Here is a 19,219-nt window from a genome sequence, read left to right as displayed (position 1 = left end):
CATACCTCGGCACGCCCGACCCGCCGATTCGGCACCCTCGGCACACGTTCGGCTATCGGTGTGGGCGCCCGCGGCAGCCCGGCAGCGGCTTGCGGTGAGGCCCGGCCCGGTAGGCTGGACGACGCAATGACCAGGACAGCTGATACCGGAACCCGCGAGCTCCGCACCCGCCTGGCGAATCTCTCCCTCCGCGACGAGTACCGGCTGCGACGTCGGCTGGACCGGGCGCGCGGCACGGACCTCGAGGAGATCGCCGCCGACATCACCGCCGCCGAGCTGCGCGTCGAAGCGCGCCGAGCTGCGGTGCCGCGGATCCGCTACCCCGAGCAGCTGCCCGTCACCGCCCGTCGCGCCGACATCGCCGAGGCGATCGCCGCCAACCAGGTGGTGATCGTCGCGGGCGAGACCGGCTCCGGCAAGACGACGCAGATCCCGAAGATCTGCCTGGAGCTGGGACGCGGCATCCGCGGCGCGATCGGGCACACCCAGCCGCGCAGACTGGCCGCGCGCACCGTGGCCGAACGCATCGCCGAGGAGCTGGACACCGAGCTGGGCGACGTCATCGGCTACACGGTGCGGTTCACCGATCAGGCCTCCGAGCGCACCCTGGTCAAGCTGATGACCGACGGCATCCTGCTCGCCGAGATCCAGCGCGACCGCCTGCTGCGCCGCTACGACACGATCATCATCGACGAGGCGCACGAGCGCAGCCTCAACATCGATTTCCTGCTCGGTTACCTGAAGCAGTTGCTGCCGCGCCGCCCCGATCTGAAGGTGATCATCACCTCGGCGACCATCGATCCGGAGCTGTTCGCCAAGCATTTCGCCGACGAGAAGGGCACGCCCGCACCGATTGTCGAGGTGTCGGGCCGCTCCTACCCCGTCGAGCTCCGGTACCGGCCGCTGAGCCTCGAACTACCCTCCGCCGACGAGGACGACGAGGACACCCGCGTGGTGGACCGCGACCCCGTCGACGCGATCGGCGACGCGGTGCGCGAGCTGTTCGCCGAGGGCGACGGCGATGTGCTGGTCTTCCTCTCCGGCGAACGCGAGATCCGCGACACCGCCGACGCGCTGCGCGACCTGAAGCTGCCGCGCACCGAGATCCTCCCGCTGTACGCGCGGCTGTCCACCGCCGAGCAGCACCGCGTCTTCGCGCCGCACACCGGCCGTCGCGTGGTGCTGGCCACCAACGTCGCGGAGACCTCGCTGACCGTGCCCGGCATCCGCTATGTGATCGACCCCGGCACCGCGCGTATTTCCCGCTATTCGATGCGCACCAAGGTGCAGCGGCTGCCGATCGAACCGGTCTCGCAGGCCTCGGCGCGGCAGCGGTCCGGGCGCTGCGGCCGCGTCGCGGACGGCATCGCCATCCGGCTGTACTCCGAGGACGATTTCGAATCCCGGCCCGCGTTCACCGAACCGGAGATTTTGCGCACCAACCTGGCCGCCGTCATCCTCCAGATGACCGCGCTCGGGCTCGGCGACATCGAGAACTTCCCGTTCGTGGAGGCGCCGGACAAACGCGCGATCCGCGACGGCATCGCGCTGCTGGAGGAACTGGGCGCGCTGGCCCGCGGCGCGGCGGGCCCGGATGCCGCGTTGGCGCTGACCCCCGTCGGTCGCGAGATGGCGCAGCTGCCGGTCGATCCGCGCATGGCGCGGATGCTGGTGCAGGCCAACGGCAACGGCTGCCTGGCCGAGGTGCTGATCATCGTCGCGGCGCTGTCGATCCAGGACGTCCGCGAGCGGCCCGCCGAGTTCCAGCAGGCCGCCGACACCAAGCACGCGCGTTTCGTCGTCGAGGGCTCCGACTTCCTCGCCTACCTGCGGCTCTGGGACTACCTCACCGAGCAGCGAAAATCGCTGTCGTCCAATCAGTTCCGGCGAATGTGCCGGGAGGAGTTCCTGCACTACCTGCGGATCAGGGAGTGGCAGGACCTACACGGGCAGCTACGCACGATCACCAAGGGGCTGGGCTGGTCGGCCGACGGCCGCGGCTCCCGATCCGCCCGCGCGACAACGGAATCCGCCGATCGCGGTGACGACGCCGCCGCATCGAACCGGCCCGGCAAGCGGCGCGGCGGCCGAGGGACGGTCAAGGCAGCGGACGTTCCGGTTGTCGCAGCCGAGAACGACGGCCTCCCTTGGGATTCCACCGCGATCCACCAATCGCTGCTGGCTGGCATGCTCTCGCACATCGGCGTGCGCGAGGCGGAGAGCCGGGAATTCCTCGGCGCGCGGGGCGCCAAGTTCATGATCTTCCCCGGCTCGTCGCTGGCGAAGAAGCCGCCGCGCTGGGTGATGGCCGCCGAGCTCGTCGAGACGTCGCGGCTGTTCGGCCGCATGGCGGCCAGGGTGGAACCCGAGTGGGCCGAGCGGCTGGCGGGCGATCTGGTCAAGCGCACCTACTCCGAGCCGCACTGGTCGTCCAAGCGCGGTTCCGCGCGGGCCTACGAGCGGGTCACGCTGTACGGGGTGCCGCTGGTGACGAGCCGACCGGTGGACTACGGCCGCATCGACCCCGAGGTGTCCCGCGAGCTGTTCCTGCGGCACGCGCTGGTGCAGGGCGTGTGGCAGACCAAACACGAGTTCTTCCACCGCAATCGGGAGCTGCTGGACGACGTGGCCGACCTCGAGCACCGGGCCCGCCGCCGCGACATCCTGGTCGACGACGAGGTGCTGTTCGAGTTCTACGACCAGCGCGTCCCCGCCGACGTCGTCTCCGCGCGGCATTTCGACAGCTGGTGGCGGACCGCGAAGCGGAAAGACCCGGCACTGCTGGACTTCTCGAAATCGACGGTCGTCAACGAGAACGCGGCGACGCTGGATCCGACGGACTTCCCGGACGCGTGGCGCCAGGGCGAGCTGAGCTTTCCGCTGACCTACCAGTTCGAGCCGGGACAGGAGGACGACGGTGTCACCGTGCGCATCCCGGTCGAGCAGCTGGCGCACGTGCGCGCCGTCGGCTTCGACTGGCTGGTGCCTGGCATGCGCGAGGAACTGGCCGCGGCGCTGATCAAGACGCTGCCGAAGTCGTTGCGGCGCAGCGTGGTTCCCGCGCCGGACTTCGCCGCCGCCGCACTCGCCGCGCTCACCCCGCGCGCCGAACCGCTGCGCACCGGTCTGGCCAGGGAGCTGTCCCGGCTCGGCTCGGTGACGATCACGCCGAACGACCTCGATCCCGCCGCGCTGCCCGACCACCTGCGCATGACCTTCGCCGCGGTCGACACCCGTGGCGGGGTGCTGGCCAAGGGCAAGAGCCTGGCCGCGCTGAAGACGCGACTCGCCGAACAGGTCTCGGCCTCCGTGGCGCGCGCGACCGCGGGCGCCGAGCGCGCCGCGGCCACCGTGTGGACCTCGGAGTCCCTCGGCACCGTCGAGCCGACGGTGCGGCGGAAGGTCGCCGGGCAGACCGTAACCGGATACCCGGCACTGGTGCCCGAAGGCGAGGGCGTGGCGGTGCGAGTCCTCAGCTCGCCCGCCGAACAGGCCACCGCGATGCGGGCCGGCACCCGCGCCCTGGTCCTGCACGCGATACCGACCTCGGTGCGCACCGTCACCGCCGGACTCTCGCCCACGGATCGTCTTGCGCTGAGCCAGAATCCGTACGGCTCGCTGGAGGCGCTCGTCGAGGACTGCCGCGCGGCGGCCGCCGACGAACTGATCGCGGGCGCGGGCGGCCCGGTGCGCAGCCCGGACCGATTCGAGGCCCTCGTCGGCGCGATCCGCCCCAAGCTCGCGACCGAGGTGGCCCGCATCGTCCGCGCGGTGGTGCCGGTGCTGGCCGAGGCGCACAGGGTGACCTCGGCGCTGGGTGGCGTCGCCGAGCGCGACATAGCCGACGACGTCCGCCACCAGCTCGACGATCTGGTCTTCCCCGGCTTCGTCTCCGAATGGGGCAGCGCGCGCCTGCGGGACCTACCCCGCTACCTGCGCGCCGCGCTGGTGCGGTTGGAATCGCTGCCCGGTTCCGCCGTGCGCGACCGGCAGGGCATGGCCGAGATCGACCGTGTCCTCGCCGCGTACGACCGCTTGGTCGCCGCACTGCCCGACGGACGCAAGCAGGCGCCCGATGTCACCGAGATCTGGTGGATGATCGAGGAATTCCGGGTCAGCCTGTTCGCCCAGAAGCTCGGCACGCCGTATCCGGTGTCGGCGAAGAGGATCGAGAAGGCGATCGCGGCGATCCGCCGTTAGCCGGACCCGCGCGGACGATTGCCGGACCAAGCGACCGCGAGCCCGCCGGATTGCGTTCCGGCGGGCTCGGAGTCGGAGCGAATCAGTCTGCGGCGACGCCCGCCGCGGCGCGCGCCTCGCGCATCTCCCGTATCTCGCGTTCGAAGTCCTCGGCGGAGGTGAAGGACCGGTAGACCGAGGCGAAGCGCAGATAGGCGACCTCGTCGAGATCGCGCAGCGGGCCGAGGATCGCGAGACCGACCTCGTGGCTGGGCACCTCGGGCGAACCGGTCGCGCGTACGGCGTCCTCGACCTGCTGGGCCAGCAGGTTCAGAGCGTCGTCGTCGACCTCGCGGCCTTGGCAGGCGCGCCGCACGCCACGGATGACCTTCTCCCGGCTGAACGGTTCGGTGACGCCGCTGCGCTTGACCACGGACAGGATGGCGGTCTCGACCGTGGTGAAACGCCGCCCACAGTTCGGGCAGGAACGTCGACGGCGGATGGCCGCGCCTTCCTCGGCCTCGCGCGAGTCGACCACCCGCGAGTCAGGGTGTCGGCAGTACGGGCAATGCATCCGAGAGATCCTTCGTCGATGTACCCGGCACAAGGTATACCCCGGTTGACACGCGGTATACCTCCATAGCTCTTCGAGAATACCCGGGTCGTTACCGGGAGTTCCGTCCGGCGGGCCGCATCACTCGACTAGTTGCCACCGGGCGGTCAGATCGGCGAGCAGTTCGGGCAGACGCGGCACGAGCCGCCCGCGGGCGAGTTTGTGCCAGAACGACTCGCCGAGCACGGTCGCGGCGAGCACCGCGTCGGACTCCATGTCGATGTGGCGCGGCACCAGGTCGCCCATGATGTAGGTCCAGCGGTCCTCCCGGTCGGCCCAGTTGAAGGCGGGCAGCGCGGTGCGCAGCGCCATCGACCGGCCGCCGAGATCGGCGCGCACGGTGGCCGGTGCGAAGACGCCGGGCGCCCGCACGCCGGGCACCGCGGGTTTGCCCGCGATCGTGCTGACGTAGGTGAGCACGCGACCGATGCCGTCACGGCCCGCGGAGGTGACGTCCCACTGGTCGGCGATGACACGGTTCTGTTCCCGGTCGGTCATGCGAATCAGCGCGTCGATGTAGCCGTCGCGGGTGCCCGTCGTGATCGAGTGCCAGGCGGCGCGGATGTCCGCGTCGATGATCCCGGCGGCGAACATCTCGTCGATCCCCGGCATGCCGAGCGCGACGAAGGCTTCGTGCATCGGAACCAGGTCGGTGAAGATGTGCTTCTGCATGATCATCAGCCGGGTCTGGTACCACGCGACGTCCTCGGCGGACAGCCGCGCGCCTTCGGTGGCGAGCAGCCGGATGTCGGCGGGCAGTTCGCCGACCAGTTCCTCGGGGGTCCCGCGCAGCAGATCGGCGACCGCGTTGCCGAGTTGATGAATGCCGGGCACATCGAGGACGATGCCGACATCGCTCATGTCGAAGAAACCGGAAGCGAACGAGCCACCCGCGATCCCGGCGAGACCCGCCCAGTAGAACTCCGGGTGCGACGTGGTCAGCCGCAGGTAGTTGACATACACCTGATTGAACGTGCGCTCGTTGGCCCGCACACCCCGGCTGGGATCCCACCCGGCCAGATCGATAGCGGCATTGCCGGTCGCCACCACGAGCCAGTACTGATGCAGCAGTGTCGCATAGCGTTCCGGCGCGATGCCGTCGGCGCGCGCCTGGTCCAGCGCCGCGCGCAACGTCGGTTCGTCCAGCGGCAGTGCGGGATTCAGTCCGCCGCCGTACTCGCCGTCGCCGTTGACCGACGGAAGATCCAGATAGCCGTGGTAGGTGGCGTTCGCGTGGGCGGCGGGAATCGCGCCGAGTCCCAACAGAAGACAGAAGAACAGCCCGGCGAAAGCCCGAAGCGCCCGGCCCGCTGTGTGTCGCTGCGTCATTGCAAGTGGTCCCGAAATCGTTCGAGGCAGGTGTTGCCTGGGTCACGTTTTCAGCACAGTAGCAACGCGTTCTAGTTCTGGATCGAGATTTTCGGCCACGCCCCTTGGCCGACTCCCTGGATGTCTTATACGCCGCAAGGGAAATGGATTCGGAGCCCATCCCCCGCCGGACGATCCCGACGGCGCCGTCGGCGCCGACGCGACACCGGCGACCGCCCGTGCGCGACGAACTCGATGGCAGCGGGTTCACCGAATCAGCGCGTGAAGTTGCCGTAGTGCGACTGCTGTCCGATTTCCGCGGGAATCGAAGGCGACGGCGCGGGTTCTTCGAAAGTGCCTGCTCGCCAATGGGCCAACGCGAGGAAAGCCACGACTACCAGCGCGCTGAGCAGGGCCGCGACGGCGAGCACCGCGAATCCGAGTTGCGCCTGCTCGACACTCGGCGCCGGATGCGCGCCGCGAGGCCGCCGGGCCGCGAGCGTGCGCACGGAACCACGCCGATACAGTTCCACAGCCCCGCCCGGCCTGCTCGCGCGCGGGCGGCGATTCGCCACCGCGCGACCCGGCCCGTCCAGCGCGCGCAGTCCGCCGCGGCGCGCGCGCCGCACCCGCGGCACGGAGTCGAAGCCCAGGTCATCGATCGGACCCTCGGAGGCCGGAGCGGATTCGGTGGCGCGGATTTCGCGGATCGCTGTGTTCATCGGACAAACCTCCGTGTGGATACAGGCGGGATGGCTCGAAGGGAGTCGCTTTCGATCACATGTTCGAAGAACTGATGTTCGATTTCTACCACGCGGCGGCGCCGAAGTCAGCACGAAACGCCCGACATGCGTCGAACAGATGTTTGAAACCTGGGCGTGACCGGACTAAATTCGAAAAGCGACATCAACGACAGGAAGGGCGGTTGCGGTGAGCCACACAGACGACACGGGCGATGAGAGCGGAGTCGGCGGCGACCCGTCGCCGACCGGGGCAGATCTCACCGTGCGTCAGCGCAAGGTGCTGGAGGTCATCCGGACCTCGGTGAGCGAGCGCGGCTACCCGCCGAGCATCCGCGAGATCGGCGACGCGGTCGGACTGACCTCCACCTCGTCGGTCGCCCACCAACTTCGGGCCCTGGAACGTAAGGGCTATTTACGCCGCGACCCCAACCGCCCCCGCGCGGTCGACGTCCGCGGACTCGACGAGGCGGTGCGTGCGGTGACCAGCCTGCCCGGCGCCGCGATCGAGGACGCCGAGGCCGCCGCGATCGATCCGAGCCGTCCGACCCCGACCTTCGTCCCGGTGCTGGGCCGGATCGCCGCCGGTGGGCCGATCCTCGCCGAGCAGGCCGTGGAGGACGTGTTCCCGCTGCCGCGCGAATTGGTCGGCGACGGTTCGCTGTTCCTGCTGAAGGTCGTCGGCCAGTCGATGGTCGACGCCGCCATCTGCGACGGCGACTGGGTGGTCGTTCGCCAGCAGAACGTCGCCGACAACGGCGACATCGTGGCCGCGATGATCGAGGGCGAGGCCACGGTGAAGACCTTCAAGCGCAGCGGCAAGGACGTCTGGCTGATGCCGCACAACCCGCTGTTCGAGCCGATCCCGGGTAACGACGCCCGCATCCTCGGCAAGGTCGTGACGGTCATCCGCAAGATCTAGGTCAGGGTCGAACGGAATGTCTGCCGCGGGAACGGAATTCCTGCGGCGGGCACCCGTTCCAGCGCCGGAAGGCGCGGATGAACGAGGCCGATTCGGCGTAGCCGAGTCTGCTGGCGACCTGTTCGGTGGTCAGACGCGTGTGGCCGAGCAACTGTTCGGACCGCGCCCGGCGCACCTCGTCCACCAGCGCGCGAAACGACGTCCCCTCCGCGTTGAGCCGCCGGGAGAGCGTGCGGCAACTGAGGAACAGGGCCGCCGCGACCTGCGGCAGGTCCGGGATGGCGGCCGGGTCCCGGACCAGCTCGTCGCGCACCGCGCCCGCGACGTCCGCGCGAATCCTTCTGCCCGGCAGTCGATCACGGCGTCCGACGGACACGCTTCCCGATAGTTCCGAGCCGGACATCTCCGCGAACCCCCATCGACCTTGCCTAACGCACCCGCGCGGTTCCGCGAAAACTACCAATTCCCGGTCACTTCGGCGGCGGAATGCGCGAATTCCCTTCTGGGAGAACGTCTATGCCCCGCAACGCGCCGCTGCGGGCGCCGTGCGGCAGCGGTGGCCTCCTCGACAGGCCGAGGCAACCTCGGACAGCCCCGTCGGACGGCGGTTCGTCACCAGACCGCGCATGGCACGAGCGAATTCGGAGGTACGCAAGACGCGCATGGCCGGAGCGAATGCGGAGTACGCCTAATCCCCTCCGAGCGCCTGTGTCCGGGCACTGAACGAACGACCGAGCCCGGCCACCTCGGCGTCGACCTCGGGCAGCCAGTCCGGGGTCGTCTTGCCGCTCGAGCGCTCGACGAGCCGCGTCTGCAGCAGCGGCCGCAGCCAGCGCAGCATGCCGACCCACACGGGAACGTTGATCCGCCTGGCGCGCCGCGCGATGCCCCGCTCGAACCTGGCGCCGCACTCCTGCACCGAGGTCGTCTTGCGGATCGGGCTCGGCAGCGCGGCGAGCCCGCGCGCGACCGCGGGCAGATCGGCGAAGCTCTCCCGCACGAGCGGGGTATCGATCCACGACATGTGCGCGGACCCGACATCGACGCCGAGGTGGGCGACCTCGAGCCGCAACGCGTTCGCGAAGTGCTCGACCCCGGCCTTGGCGGCGTCGTAGGGCGCCATCCCCGGCATCGCGAGATAGGCCGCGAGGGAGGACACGATCAGCACGTATCCACGCCGCTCGACGACCGATGGCAAGGCGGCCCGGACGGTGTGGAAGCAACCGACGAGGTTGACCTCGATCACCCGCCGGAAAGCGGCGGGATCCACGACAAGGACCGACCCGTAGCTGGCGATGCCCGCGTTGGCCATCACGATGTCGATGCCGCCGAACCGCTCGATTCCCCGCGCGACCGCGGCCTCCATCGCGGCGAAGTCGCGCACGTCGGCGGGGACCGCCAGGACACGCTCCTCGCCACCCAGTTCCGCCGCGAGTTCCCGCAGCGGGGGCGGATCGACGTCCACGAGGATCAGGTGCGCGCCGCGCGCGTGCAGCCGCCGGGCGACTTCCGCACCGATGCCGCGGGCGCCGCCGGTGATGAGTACGACCTTGCCGGTGAAGGCGGTCATGGCTCTAAAGCCTAAACCCCTCGGGCGCGCTTCGGAACGCGTTCAGGCAGCGGTGCGCACGTGCGCGATCGCGGGCGGGATGTCGCGCAAGACCGGCAGTCGCTCGAACAGCGGCAGCGTGGCGGGCAGCGGTCCGTGCGACGGGCTGTAAGACGAGACCGTCACCTCGGTGACCTTCGGACTCCACGAGCGCACCAGGTCCGCGATGTCGCTGCGCCGGACGCCCCACGGCATCGGCGGCGCCTCGTAGTGTGGGGTCTTGTGGAAGCCGCGCACCGTCTTGTGGGAGAACCAGGGCGGGATGGTGTCGAACATCAACTCCACGCCGGGGAACCGGTCCAGGATCGCGGAGCACAGCTGTCGCACTTGCTCCGGCTCGAAGTACATGAAAAGCCCTTGCGCCGTGACGAATACGCCGCGCGACGGGTCCACCTGATCCAGCCAGGCGGTGTCCAGCGCGCTCACGGGCAGATGCCTGCACCGCTCGCTCGGCGGCAGGAATCGTTCGCGCACCGCGATCGCGTCCGGCACGTCCACGCACAGCCACCGCACCTGCCCGTCGTCGCAGCGCTGGAATTCGGTCTCGAGTCCGGCCGCGAGTTCCACCACCGTGCCGCCGGGGTGCGCCGCGAGCCAGGGCCGCAGCACCGCGTCGAACTTCTTCGACCGCACCGCGTGCGTGCCGTCCGGCTTGCCGAAGGTCCGCTCGTAGTCGAAGGCGATCGCGTCGTAGATCCGCTCGCAGTCGGGGTCGCGCAGGATCGCGTCGGGTCGTTTGGACTCGCTGGCCCGGTTGTGCAGGGTCCAGAGCATGGTCAGCGGGATCCCGTCGAGTTCGACATCGGCGCCCATGGATTCGTCCTCCCACTCGGTCGGTCGGAGTCACCCGCGCACCCCGGCCGCATTAGTGAAATCGATGTTCAACAACAACTAAGGACAACCTAATTCAGCGCAGCCGTCGCCGCAACGACTTCCGACTACGAGGTCATTTCACGTCGACCGCCAGCGAGCGCCCCGCCAAACCGCGGGGGCGTACGGCAAGCCGCTGTGCCACAGCGCGGAGCGCGCTCGCGGCCGTGGAGTTGGGCTCCGCGACAACGATCGGTGCACCCCGATCCCCCGCCGCGCCCACGTCGGGATGGAACGGGATCCGCCCCAGCAGCGGACACGCGGAGCCGAGCAGGGCGGTCAACCGATCGCTGACCGCGCGGCCACCGCCCGCACCGAACAGTGCCTGACGACCACCCGCGGGATCGTCGTACCAGGACATGTTCTCCACGACACCGACCACCCGCTGCCCCGTCTCCGCCGCGACGGCGCCCGCCCGCACGGCGATGCCCGCCGCCGTCGGCTGCGGCGTAGTGACGATCAACAGTTCGGCATCGGGCAGCAGTTGCGCCAGCGAGATCGCGATGTCACCGGTGCCGGGCGGCAGGTCGACGAGCAGCACGTCCAGATCGCCCCAGAACACTTGCGCGAGGAACTGCCGCAGCGCGCGGTGCAGCATCGGTCCACGCCACACCACCGGCTTGTCGGCATCGAGGAACATGCCGATCGAGATGACCCGGACGCCGCGGCCCGTCGGCGGCATGATCATCCGATCGACCTGAGTCGGTACGCCCGTGACGCCGAGCATCCCGGGAATCGAATGGCCGTGAATGTCGGCGTCCAGCACACCGACCGCGAGCCCGCGCGCGGCCATGGCTGCGGCGAGATTGACCGTGACCGTGGACTTTCCCACGCCACCCTTGCCGGAGGCCACGCAGTAGACGCGGGTCCGGGAGTGGGGCTGGGCGAACGGAACGACATCGTCCTGTGCGTCGCCGCGCAACTGGGAGCGCAGCACGGCCCGCTGCTCGTCGGACATCACGCCGAACTCGACGCTCACCTCCGTGACGCCAGGAACGTCGAGCACGGCCGCTCGGACGTCGCGGTCGATCGTGGTCCGCATCGGGCAGGCGGCCACGGTGAGCAGCACCCGGACGGCGATCCGGTTGCCTGCACGCACGTCGATGGCGTCGATCATGTTCAATTCGGTGATGGGACGGTGGATCTCGGGATCCTGGACCAGCGCCAGCGCCTGCTCGATTCGTTCCTTCGATACCAACGGCTCGGTCATCACGGTTGCCTTTCAGTTCGGGGTCGGGGCATGCGTCAGCCGAGACTCGCGCGGAGCATGTCCTCGCGCTCCACCACCTTGACGCGCTCGCGGCCCTCGGGCTCGCCGAGCGCGCGCTCGTGCGCGTCGAGGCGGTACCAGCCCGCCCAGGTGGTGAACGGGATGCCCTTGCCCTCGAGGAACTCGGTCACGGCCTGCGGGTCCGGGTTCTCGGCCGGGGCGAAGCCGGGGGCGTCGTCGAGCAGGCAAGCGATGGTCTCGTTGGCGTCGCCCTTGGTGTGGCCGATCAGGCCGACCGGGCCGCGCTTGATCCAGCCGGTCACGTAGGTGGCGGGCATGTAGCGCGCCGGGCCGTCGGCGTTCTCGTCGGCGATGACGCGACCCGCCTCGTTGGGCACGGTGCCCGCCTGGTCGTCGAACGGCAGCTGGTTGATGTTCTGCGACAGGTAGCCCACGGCGCGGTAGATCGCCTGCACGTCCCAGTCCTTGAACACCCCGGTGCCCTTGACGTTGCCGGTGCCGTCGAGCTGGGTGCGCTCGGTGCGCAGACCGACGACCTTGCCGTTCTCGTCGCCGAGCACCTCGGCCGGGGACTCGAAGAAGTGCAGGAACAACTTGTGCGGGCGGTTGCCCTGGTCGCGGATGGCCCACTGCTCGAGGGTGTTGGCGACCATGTCGACCTGCTTGGAGTGCCGCCGCGCGGCCTCCGAACCCTCGTCGTAGTCGATGTCCTCCGGATCGACGATGACCTCGATGGTCGGCGAATGATCCAGCTCGCGCAGCTCCAGCGGGGTGAACTTCGCCTGCGCCGGACCGCGACGCCCGAACACGTGCACCTCGACGGCCTTGTTCTGCTTCAGGCCCTCGTAGACGTTCGGCGGGATCTCGGTCGGCAGCAGCTCGTCACCGGTCTTGGCCAGCACACGCGCCACGTCCAGCGCCACGTTGCCCACACCGAGCACCGCGACCTTCTCCGCCTCCAGCGGCCACGAACGCGACACGTCCGGGTGCCCGTCGTACCAGGACACGAAGTCCGCGGCGCCGTAGGAGCCATCCAGGTCGATGCCGGGGATCGGCAACGCGCGGTCGGCGTTGGCGCCGGTGGAGAAGATCACCGCGTCGTAGAAGCGACGCAGGTCCTCCAGGGTGATGTCGGTGCCGTAGTCGATGTTGCCCAGCAGTCGCACCTGCTCCTTGTCGAGCACCTTGTGCAGGGCGGTGATGATGCCCTTGATCCGCGGATGGTCCGGCGCGACGCCGTAGCGGATCAACCCGAACGGCGCGGGCATACGCTCGTAGAGGTCGATGCTCACATCGGCATCGGACTTCATCAACGCGTCGGCGGCGTAGATCCCGGCCGGTCCTGCGCCCACGATCGCGATGCGGAGCGGGCGAGCCGCGCTCACCGCTGGTACTCCGCGACGTACGGCGTGTCCACCCCTAGTTCGCCCACCTTCGCGGCGCTGCCGGGCGAGCCGAGCGCGGCGTCGCGGCCGGGCAGTGGCTCGCCGAAGAACCGGGCGTTCTCGGCCACAAAAGCCCGTTGCGCTTCCGGGATGTCGTCGTCCAAGTAGATCGCCTCGACCGGGCAGACCGGCTCGCACGCACCGCAGTCCACGCATTCGGTGGGATGGATGTAGGCCATCCGCCCTCCGGTGTAGATGCAGTCCACGGGGCATTCCTCCACGCACGCCCGGTCCATGACGTCGACACAGGCGGCGCCGATCACGAAGGTCATGACGCGCTCCGCACATCGATCGCCGCGTCGGCCGTCTCGGCGGACTCGCCGAGCGCGGCCAGGATTTCGTAACGCCTGCGGGCGAATTCGGGTTCGAAGCGGGCGCCGGGCGCCCGCGGGTGCTCGATCTCGACGACAAGCTGGATACGGGCCGGTCGCGGCGTCAACAAGACGATGCGGTCGGCGAGCAGCAGCGCCTCGTCCACGTCGTGGGTGACGAACAGGACGGTGGTCTCGTGCCGCTGCCACACCGAGATCAGCAGCCGCTGCATGTCCGCGCGCGTCTGGGCGTCCAGTGCGCCGAACGGCTCGTCCATCAGCAACACCCGGGGATGCGCGGCCAGGGTGCGGGCCAGCTGCACCCGCTGACGCATGCCGCCGGACAACGCGCCGGGCAGGTGATCGCCGAAGCCCGCGAGACCGACCTGATCCAGCAGGTCGAGCGCTTCGGCGCGGCGCCGCCCGCGCGGCACGCCCCGCAACTTCAACGCGAACTCGACGTTCTTGCGGGCCGTGCGCCAGGGCAGCAGCGCGTCCTCCTGGAACACCATGGCGCACTGATCGGCCGCCGCGCCGACGGTGGCGCCGTCCACCGACACGGTGCCGCCGATCGGCGGGAGCAGTCCCGCCATGGCCCGCAGGATGGTGGACTTCCCGCATCCCGAGGGCCCGAGCAGCACCACGATCTCTCCCGGATCGACCGTGAGATCGACTTCCGCGGCGAGGCTTTCGCCATAGGCGATGCGCAGACCGGTCAGCCGGACGGCCGCTCCGGCGCTCATCGGACGGCCCTAGGCAGCCAGCGGTTGACCCGGCGGCCGACCAGTTCGACGAGGAACGCGGTGGCCCAGCCGAGCACGCCGATGGAGAGCATGCCGACCACCACGCTCGGATAGTCGAGCAAACCGTAGGACTGCCAGGTGAAGTACCCGATCCCGAACTGGCCGGAGATCATCTCGGCACTGATGACGCAGATCCACGCGACACCCATGGCGACCGAGAGTCCGGAGAAGATGCCCGGTAGCGCACCCGGCAGTGCGATCTGGAACAGGATGGCCCCGCGGCGCGCACCGAGCGTGCGGGCCGCTTCCTCCCACACTTTGGGCAAGGCGTGCATGGCGTGGATAGTGCTGACCGCCACCGGGAAGAACGCGGCGAAGAACGTGATGAACACGATGCCCTGTTCGCCGGTGGGAAACAGCAGGATGGCGAGCGGCACCAGCGCGATCGCGGGAATCGGGCGGAACACCTCGACGACGGGGCGCACCAGCGCGCTGACCAGTGCCGACCGGCCGATGGCCATGCCGATCAGCACACCGGCGACGGTGGCGAGGCCGAAGCCGACCAGGATGCGCCGGGTGCTGGCGAGGATGTTGCTGTAGTACGAGCCGGTGCCCAGTTGCGCACGGAGCGACTCGAACACCGCACCTGGCGTCGGGATCTTGTCGAAGCGCAGCCAGAACACCACCTGGTTGATGGTCAGCAGATACCAGAGCAGCACCAGCGCCGCCAGCGGAATCGCGGTGAGCAGCGCGGCACGCAGCTTGGGCGGAATAGGGTTTCGGAGGGATCGCCCACTGCTCGGGTGGGTCGTTGTCGCGGCGTCGGTGGACGCGGCGGGGACGGCGGAAATCGGTTCCGCGGATACCGTCATGGTCGGCTCCTCGATCTCGAAGATGATGCGGGTCAGCGCGCTTGGAGTGCGGCGCGGTAGTCCAGGACCGTGCTGCCCGGATGGGCCCCTGCGTACGCCTTGGCGTCGGCCTCGACGGCGAACGGCCGGAGCCGCTGCTCGGGCGCGGCGGCCGGATCGCTCACCCAGGTGGCGGTGGCGGCGAAGATCCGGATCCCGGTGGCGGCGTCGGGCACATAGGCGGCCCGGACCTCGCCGCCGCGCTCGGCGATCTGGCGCAGCAGACAACTCGGCGTCCTTGCGACGGAGGTGCCCTCCTGTCCGGCGAACCACACCTCCGAGGCGGTGGCCGGATCGTCCAGCTGCCCGCCGCAGACCGGGTCGACGCCGGTCAACGGGCTCGGCGGCGCGGTGCCGGCGCGCTCGGCGTCGTACTCGGTGCCGTAGAGCGCACGCAGATACTTGTCCTCGACGAATTCGTCCAAGTCCAGATCGGCCAGCGCGCCAAGGCTTTTCAGGAACGGCAAGAGCGTGCCGAGCCCGTCGACGAGCGGCTGCTTGATGGTTGGGTCGAAGCTGACCAGACCGTGCGGGCCGTTGTACAGGTAGACGACCTCGGCCGGTAAGCCGGTGATCTCGGCGACACGTTGCGCCGCGGCCAGCGGATTGCGGTTGAGATAGTCGGTCGTTTCGCGCTGCGCGGCCAAGAACGCCGCGACGACGTCGGGGTGATCGGCGCCGAACCGCTTGGTGGACACCACGGCGTGGAACGTCGGGATGTTCGCGTTGCCGCCGTCGTAGAGCAGCCGTGCCTTGCCGTCGAACACCAGCTTCTGCGGCCACGGCACGAACTGGGCCAGCGCGGCGACCTGGTCTCCCTGGAGCGCCGAGGCGCCGACAGGCGGATCCTGGCCGAGCAGCTTCACGTCGTCGAGGGTCATGCCCGCGGCGGACAAGCCGGTGGCGAGCATGCCGTGCGCGGCCGAACCGACGCTGGTCGAGACCACCTCACCGCGCAGGTCGGCGAGCGTCGAGGCGGGCGAATCCACCGGTACCACGACCTGATTCAGTGAGCCACGCAGGTTGTAGCCGGTGACCGCGATCAGCTCCGAGGCGACGTCGGGATGGTCGCGGGTCTTGGAGCCGTTCACCAGGATCGGAGCGTCGCCCATCGAGCCGATGTCGACCTGGCCGGCCAGCATCGCCGCGGTAAGTGGCGGGCCGGAGGCGAAGTCCTTCCATTCCACGCGGTAGCGCACGCCTTTGGCCTTGCCGAGTTCGTCCAGCTTGGCCTCGAAGGCGGCGCGGTCGCGCAGCAGCGTGCCCGCTGTGACGGTGTTGATGGTCTTGGACTGGTAGCCGATGTCGACGGTGATCGTGTTGTCGTCGCTGCCGGAGCCGCAGCCCGTGAGCAGTGTGGTCGCGGTGGCGGCGCCGAGCAGCAAGGCCGCGAGCCGGGTGGGTGGTTTCCTCATCGTGTGTTCCTCCGCCCGGATTCAGCGCAGCAGGTACGGGATGTTCACGGTGACCGCCCCGACCGGGCAGCGCGCGGCGCACGGTCCGCAGTACCAGCACTCGTCGACGTGCATGTACGCCTTGCCGGTGTCGGGGTGGATCGCCAGCGAGTCGAGCGGGCACATGTCGACGCAAAGCGTGCAGCCGTCGATGCACTTGGCTTCGTCGACGGTGACCGGGACGTCGATGCGAGTGGTGACCTGGGCCATCAGAGTTCCTTTCCGGAGTTGGCAATGCCGATGCGTGCGAAGGCGCGGACATCGGCGTCCGGGTCTTCCAGTGCGGTGCGGAGGGCGGCGGTGACCTCCGGTCGTTCGGCGATTCGCTCGGCCAGACCGCGCACGGCGGCCTTGCGGACGTCGAGGTTGCCGTCGGTGACGGCCGAGATCAGCCGCGGGGCGGCGAGTTCGGGGTCGGCGACGGCCAAGGCGATCGCCGCGCCCTGGCGTACCTGCCAGGCGGGGTCGTCCAGGGCGGCCGACGCGACGGCCGCGGCGTCGTCCCCGCAGCCGGTCTGCGCGAGCGCGGTCAATCCCGCTGCCCGCACCAGCGGTTCCGGATCGCCCGCCAGCCGGAGCAGGGTCGCCGTGCCGCGCGGGTCACCCACCGCGGCAATGCCTTTCGCGACCGCGATGCGTACGTTCGGTGCCGGGTCGGCGGCGGCGGCGTCGAGTTCGACGAGCGCGTCCACCGAGGTGAGGCCCGCCACCACGGTGCGGCGCACCGCGGCGTTGGCATCGGCGAACCAGCCGGCCAGTTCCGTCGCGTCGGTGCGGCGGTGCCGCCACAGCGCCTCGATCGCGGCGGCGCGCACCGCGGGCTCCTGCGCCGTCGCGGCGGCACGCAGCGCGGCATCGAATTCCGTTCCGGCGACCAGCACTTCGAGAAGCTCGGTGAGCAGGCCGATGGCGGCGTGGCGCACGGACACGTCCGTATCGGACAGGCCCGCCGCGACCAGAGGTGAGGATTGCGCCCACTCCTCGGTGGTCTCGCTGAGCACCGAGAGCGCGGTGCGGCGCACCTCCGGGTCGGGGTCGGTCAGGAACGGCCGCAGCTCGGACAGCTGCGGGCATTCCTCGGCGAGGTCCATCAGCTCGAGCAGCCGGGCGCTCATCGGGCGCTCCACGCGCCGACCAGCTCCGGCGCCGCGACGTCGGGAACGCCGTCGGGCCGCGTGAAGCCGGGCACCGGAACGATGTAGGGCGCAACCGGACGGGTCAGGAACCGCATGTCGCCGGACTCACCACGGTAGAGGTTGAGGTGGCAGAACCACTCCGCGTCGTCACGCGCGGGCCAGTCGGAGCGCTGATGGTAGAGGCCCCAGCGGCTTTCGGTGCGCCGCAAGGAGGCCCGTGCCGCCATCTCCGCGCAGTCGCGGATGAATGTCACCTCGGCGCAGCGCATCAGCTCGTGCGGGGTGTGCCCGCTCATCTGGGCGATGTCGGCGTGCATCCGCTCGAACGCGGCCAGACCGAGCGAGAGGTAGCGCTGGGTCTTCGGGGGTTGCAGGTAGTCGTTGACGAAGCGGCGCAGTTTGTATTCGACCTGCGACTGCGGCGGGCCGTCCGGATTGCTCAGCGGACGGTAGATCAGCGCGTGCGCCGCCTCGATCTGATCCTCCGGCAGCACGGGCCGCGCCGCGCCCCGCGCGTATTCGGTCGCGCTCTCCCCCGCGATGTCGCCGTAGACGAAGGCGCCGATCATGTAGTTGTGCGGCACCAGGGCCATGTCCCCCGCCGCGTAGAGCCCCGGCACGGTGGTCGCCGCGTGCTCGTCGACCCACACGCCCGACGCGGAATGTCCGCTGCACAGACCGACTTCGGAGATGTGCATCTCGATGTCGCTGGTGCGGTAATCGGTGCCGCGGCCCGCGTGGAAGGTGCCGCGAGTCGGGCGCTCGGTGGTGTGCAGGATACCCTCGATCTCCTGGATCGTGGCGTCGGGCAGGTGGCTCAGTTTGAGATAGATCGGGCCGCGCGCGCTGTCGAGTTCTCGCTTGACCTCGGCCATCATCTGCCCGGACCAGTAGTCGCAGTCGACGAACCGGTTGCCCTCGGCATTGACCTGGTAGCCGCCGAACGGGTTGGCGACGTAGGCGCAGGCGGGTCCGTTGTAATCCTTGATGAGCGGGTTGATCTGGAAGCACTCGATACCGGAGAGCTCCGCGCCCGCGTGGTAGGCCATCGCGTAGCCGTCGCCCGCGTTGGTCGGGTTCTCGTAGGTGCCGTACAGGTAGCCGCTGGCGGGCAGCCCGAGACGACCGCACGCGCCGGTCGCCAGGATCACCGCGCCGGCCGAGATGGTGACGAATTCGCCGGTGCGCGTATCGAATCCGACAGCGCCGACGGCTCGGCCGTCCACCGTGAGTACCCGCACGGGCATCACTCGGTTGCTGATGGTCACCTTGGCGCGGACGTCGCGGGCACGCAGGGTGCGATACAGCACTTTCTTCACGTCGCGTCCCTCCGGCATCGGCAGCACATAGCTGCCCGAGCGGTGCACCTTGCGCACCGCGTACTCGCCGTGCTCGTCCTTCTCGAACTTGACGCCGTAGCTCTCCAGCCGCTGCACCATCTCGAAACCGCGGGTCGCGGTCTGATAGACGGTGCGCTGGTTGACGATTCCGTCGTTGGCCACGGTGATGTCGGCGACGTAGTCCTCCGGAGTCGCCTTGCCGGGCACCACCGCGTTGTTGACCCCGTCCATGCCCATCGCCAGCGCCCCCGAATGGCGCACGTGCGCCTTCTCCAGCAGCAGTACGTCGGCGCCGTGCCTGGCGGCGGTGAGCGCGGCCATGGTACCCGCGGTTCCGCCGCCGACGACCAGTACATCGCAGCTCAGCTCCCGGCGCTCAGCGACGGGTGGAATGTCCATCGACATCC

The 19,219-nt window shown here is 69.7% G+C and carries 15 protein-coding genes and 1 pseudogene; 2 read left to right on the top strand and 14 right to left on the bottom strand.

Annotation, left to right across the window (positions count from 1 at the left end; translation table 11 throughout):
* The first annotated feature begins 126 nt into the window (after positions 1 to 126).
* Positions 127 to 4,200, top strand: a complete 4,074-nt coding sequence (gene hrpA, locus ABZV58_RS08770; RefSeq protein ID WP_354999548.1) for an ATP-dependent RNA helicase HrpA — start codon at positions 127 to 129, stop codon at positions 4,198 to 4,200.
* An 82-nt stretch (positions 4,201 to 4,282) separates the two neighbouring features.
* On the opposite strand, the gene nrdR is transcribed toward hrpA, so the two are convergent.
* The 3 genes from nrdR to ABZV58_RS08755 form a co-directional block, all read right to left on the bottom strand.
* Positions 4,283 to 4,753: a transcriptional regulator NrdR gene (gene nrdR / locus ABZV58_RS08765; RefSeq protein WP_067779472.1), complete on the bottom strand. Its 471-nt coding sequence runs from the start codon at positions 4,751 to 4,753 to the stop codon at positions 4,283 to 4,285.
* A gap of 120 nt (positions 4,754 to 4,873) precedes the next feature.
* On the bottom strand, positions 4,874 to 6,121 hold the full coding sequence (locus ABZV58_RS08760; protein ID WP_354999547.1) for a hypothetical protein: 1,248 nt from the start codon (positions 6,119 to 6,121) through the stop codon (positions 4,874 to 4,876).
* A 254-nt stretch (positions 6,122 to 6,375) separates the two neighbouring features.
* Positions 6,376 to 6,822, bottom strand: coding sequence for a hypothetical protein (locus ABZV58_RS08755; protein ID WP_354999546.1), 447 nt, complete (start codon positions 6,820 to 6,822; stop codon positions 6,376 to 6,378).
* A gap of 208 nt (positions 6,823 to 7,030) precedes the next feature.
* Between ABZV58_RS08755 and lexA the strand changes: the two genes are divergently transcribed.
* Positions 7,031 to 7,762, top strand: coding sequence for a transcriptional repressor LexA (lexA, locus tag ABZV58_RS08750; RefSeq protein ID WP_354999545.1), 732 nt, complete (start codon positions 7,031 to 7,033; stop codon positions 7,760 to 7,762).
* A gap of 1 nt (position 7,763) precedes the next feature.
* Here the strand turns inward: lexA and ABZV58_RS08745 are convergent, their stop codons facing one another.
* The 11 genes and pseudogenes from ABZV58_RS08745 to ABZV58_RS08695 form a co-directional block, all read right to left on the bottom strand.
* Positions 7,764 to 8,138 (bottom strand): AraC family transcriptional regulator, encoded by a 375-nt coding sequence (locus tag ABZV58_RS08745; RefSeq protein WP_354999544.1) that lies wholly within the window; start codon positions 8,136 to 8,138, stop codon positions 7,764 to 7,766.
* 312 nt (positions 8,139 to 8,450) lie between these two features.
* A complete protein-coding gene (locus tag ABZV58_RS08740; RefSeq protein ID WP_354999543.1) occupies positions 8,451 to 9,332 on the bottom strand; it encodes an SDR family oxidoreductase in 882 nt (293 codons plus the stop codon).
* Between the two features lie 42 nt (positions 9,333 to 9,374).
* Positions 9,375 to 10,184, bottom strand: coding sequence for a class I SAM-dependent methyltransferase (locus tag ABZV58_RS08735; RefSeq protein ID WP_354999542.1), 810 nt, complete (start codon positions 10,182 to 10,184; stop codon positions 9,375 to 9,377).
* A 133-nt stretch (positions 10,185 to 10,317) separates the two neighbouring features.
* Entirely contained in the window at positions 10,318 to 11,451 is a 1,134-nt protein-coding gene (locus tag ABZV58_RS08730; protein WP_354999541.1) for an Mrp/NBP35 family ATP-binding protein, read from the bottom strand.
* Positions 11,452 to 11,486: 35 nt separating this feature from the next.
* The gene (locus ABZV58_RS08725) at positions 11,487 to 12,857 is read right to left on the bottom strand and encodes an FAD-dependent oxidoreductase (RefSeq protein ID WP_354999540.1); all 1,371 of its coding nucleotides are present in this window, start codon (positions 12,855 to 12,857) and stop codon (positions 11,487 to 11,489) included.
* The gene (fdxA, locus tag ABZV58_RS08720; protein ID WP_354999539.1) at positions 12,854 to 13,189 is read right to left on the bottom strand and encodes a ferredoxin; all 336 of its coding nucleotides are present in this window, start codon (positions 13,187 to 13,189) and stop codon (positions 12,854 to 12,856) included. The genes ABZV58_RS08725 and fdxA overlap by 4 nt, the downstream gene beginning before the upstream one ends.
* Positions 13,186 to 13,971, bottom strand: coding sequence for an ABC transporter ATP-binding protein (locus ABZV58_RS08715; RefSeq protein ID WP_354999538.1), 786 nt, complete (start codon positions 13,969 to 13,971; stop codon positions 13,186 to 13,188). Before ABZV58_RS08715 ends, fdxA begins: the two co-directional genes overlap by 4 nt.
* Positions 13,968 to 14,843 carry an ABC transporter permease gene (locus ABZV58_RS08710; protein WP_354999537.1) on the bottom strand — a complete coding sequence of 292 codons (876 nt, stop codon included), beginning with the start codon at positions 14,841 to 14,843 and terminating at the stop codon, positions 13,968 to 13,970. The genes ABZV58_RS08715 and ABZV58_RS08710 overlap by 4 nt, the downstream gene beginning before the upstream one ends.
* 32 nt (positions 14,844 to 14,875) lie before the next feature.
* A complete protein-coding gene (locus ABZV58_RS08705; protein WP_354999536.1) occupies positions 14,876 to 16,297 on the bottom strand; it encodes an ABC transporter substrate-binding protein in 1,422 nt (473 codons plus the stop codon).
* A gap of 21 nt (positions 16,298 to 16,318) precedes the next feature.
* Positions 16,319 to 16,546: a ferredoxin family protein gene (locus ABZV58_RS08700; RefSeq protein ID WP_067782630.1), complete on the bottom strand. Its 228-nt coding sequence runs from the start codon at positions 16,544 to 16,546 to the stop codon at positions 16,319 to 16,321.
* Positions 16,546 to 19,211 (bottom strand): annotated as a pseudogene (locus ABZV58_RS08695) (fumarate reductase/succinate dehydrogenase flavoprotein subunit). Before ABZV58_RS08695 ends, ABZV58_RS08700 begins: the two are co-directional and overlap by 1 nt.
* Positions 19,212 to 19,219 lie beyond the last annotated feature (8 nt).

Origin of the sequence: Nocardia sp. NPDC004654 (assembly GCF_040609595.1) — a bacterium.
Classification (GTDB): domain Bacteria; phylum Actinomycetota; class Actinomycetes; order Mycobacteriales; family Mycobacteriaceae; genus Nocardia.
Note: the sequence above shows the minus strand (reverse complement) of the source record. Positions and strands in the feature narration are given on the sequence as shown.

Coding starts and splice junctions, on each gene's coding strand:
- nrdR (WP_067779472.1), bottom strand. CDS start 4,753: ATGCATTGCCCGTACTGCCGACACCCTGACTCGCGGGTGGTCGACTCG.
- ABZV58_RS08705 (WP_354999536.1), bottom strand. CDS start 16,297: ATGAGGAAACCACCCACCCGGCTCGCGGCCTTGCTGCTCGGCGCCGCC.
- ABZV58_RS08735 (WP_354999542.1), bottom strand. CDS start 10,184: ATGGGCGCCGATGTCGAACTCGACGGGATCCCGCTGACCATGCTCTGG.
- ABZV58_RS08715 (WP_354999538.1), bottom strand. CDS start 13,971: ATGAGCGCCGGAGCGGCCGTCCGGCTGACCGGTCTGCGCATCGCCTAT.
- ABZV58_RS08700 (WP_067782630.1), bottom strand. CDS start 16,546: ATGGCCCAGGTCACCACTCGCATCGACGTCCCGGTCACCGTCGACGAA.
- ABZV58_RS08740 (WP_354999543.1), bottom strand. CDS start 9,332: ATGACCGCCTTCACCGGCAAGGTCGTACTCATCACCGGCGGCGCCCGC.
- ABZV58_RS08730 (WP_354999541.1), bottom strand. CDS start 11,451: ATGACCGAGCCGTTGGTATCGAAGGAACGAATCGAGCAGGCGCTGGCG.
- fdxA (WP_354999539.1), bottom strand. CDS start 13,189: ATGACCTTCGTGATCGGCGCCGCCTGTGTCGACGTCATGGACCGGGCG.
- ABZV58_RS08755 (WP_354999546.1), bottom strand. CDS start 6,822: ATGAACACAGCGATCCGCGAAATCCGCGCCACCGAATCCGCTCCGGCC.
- ABZV58_RS08760 (WP_354999547.1), bottom strand. CDS start 6,121: ATGACGCAGCGACACACAGCGGGCCGGGCGCTTCGGGCTTTCGCCGGG.
- hrpA (WP_354999548.1), top strand. CDS start 127: ATGACCAGGACAGCTGATACCGGAACCCGCGAGCTCCGCACCCGCCTG.
- ABZV58_RS08710 (WP_354999537.1), bottom strand. CDS start 14,843: ATGACGGTATCCGCGGAACCGATTTCCGCCGTCCCCGCCGCGTCCACC.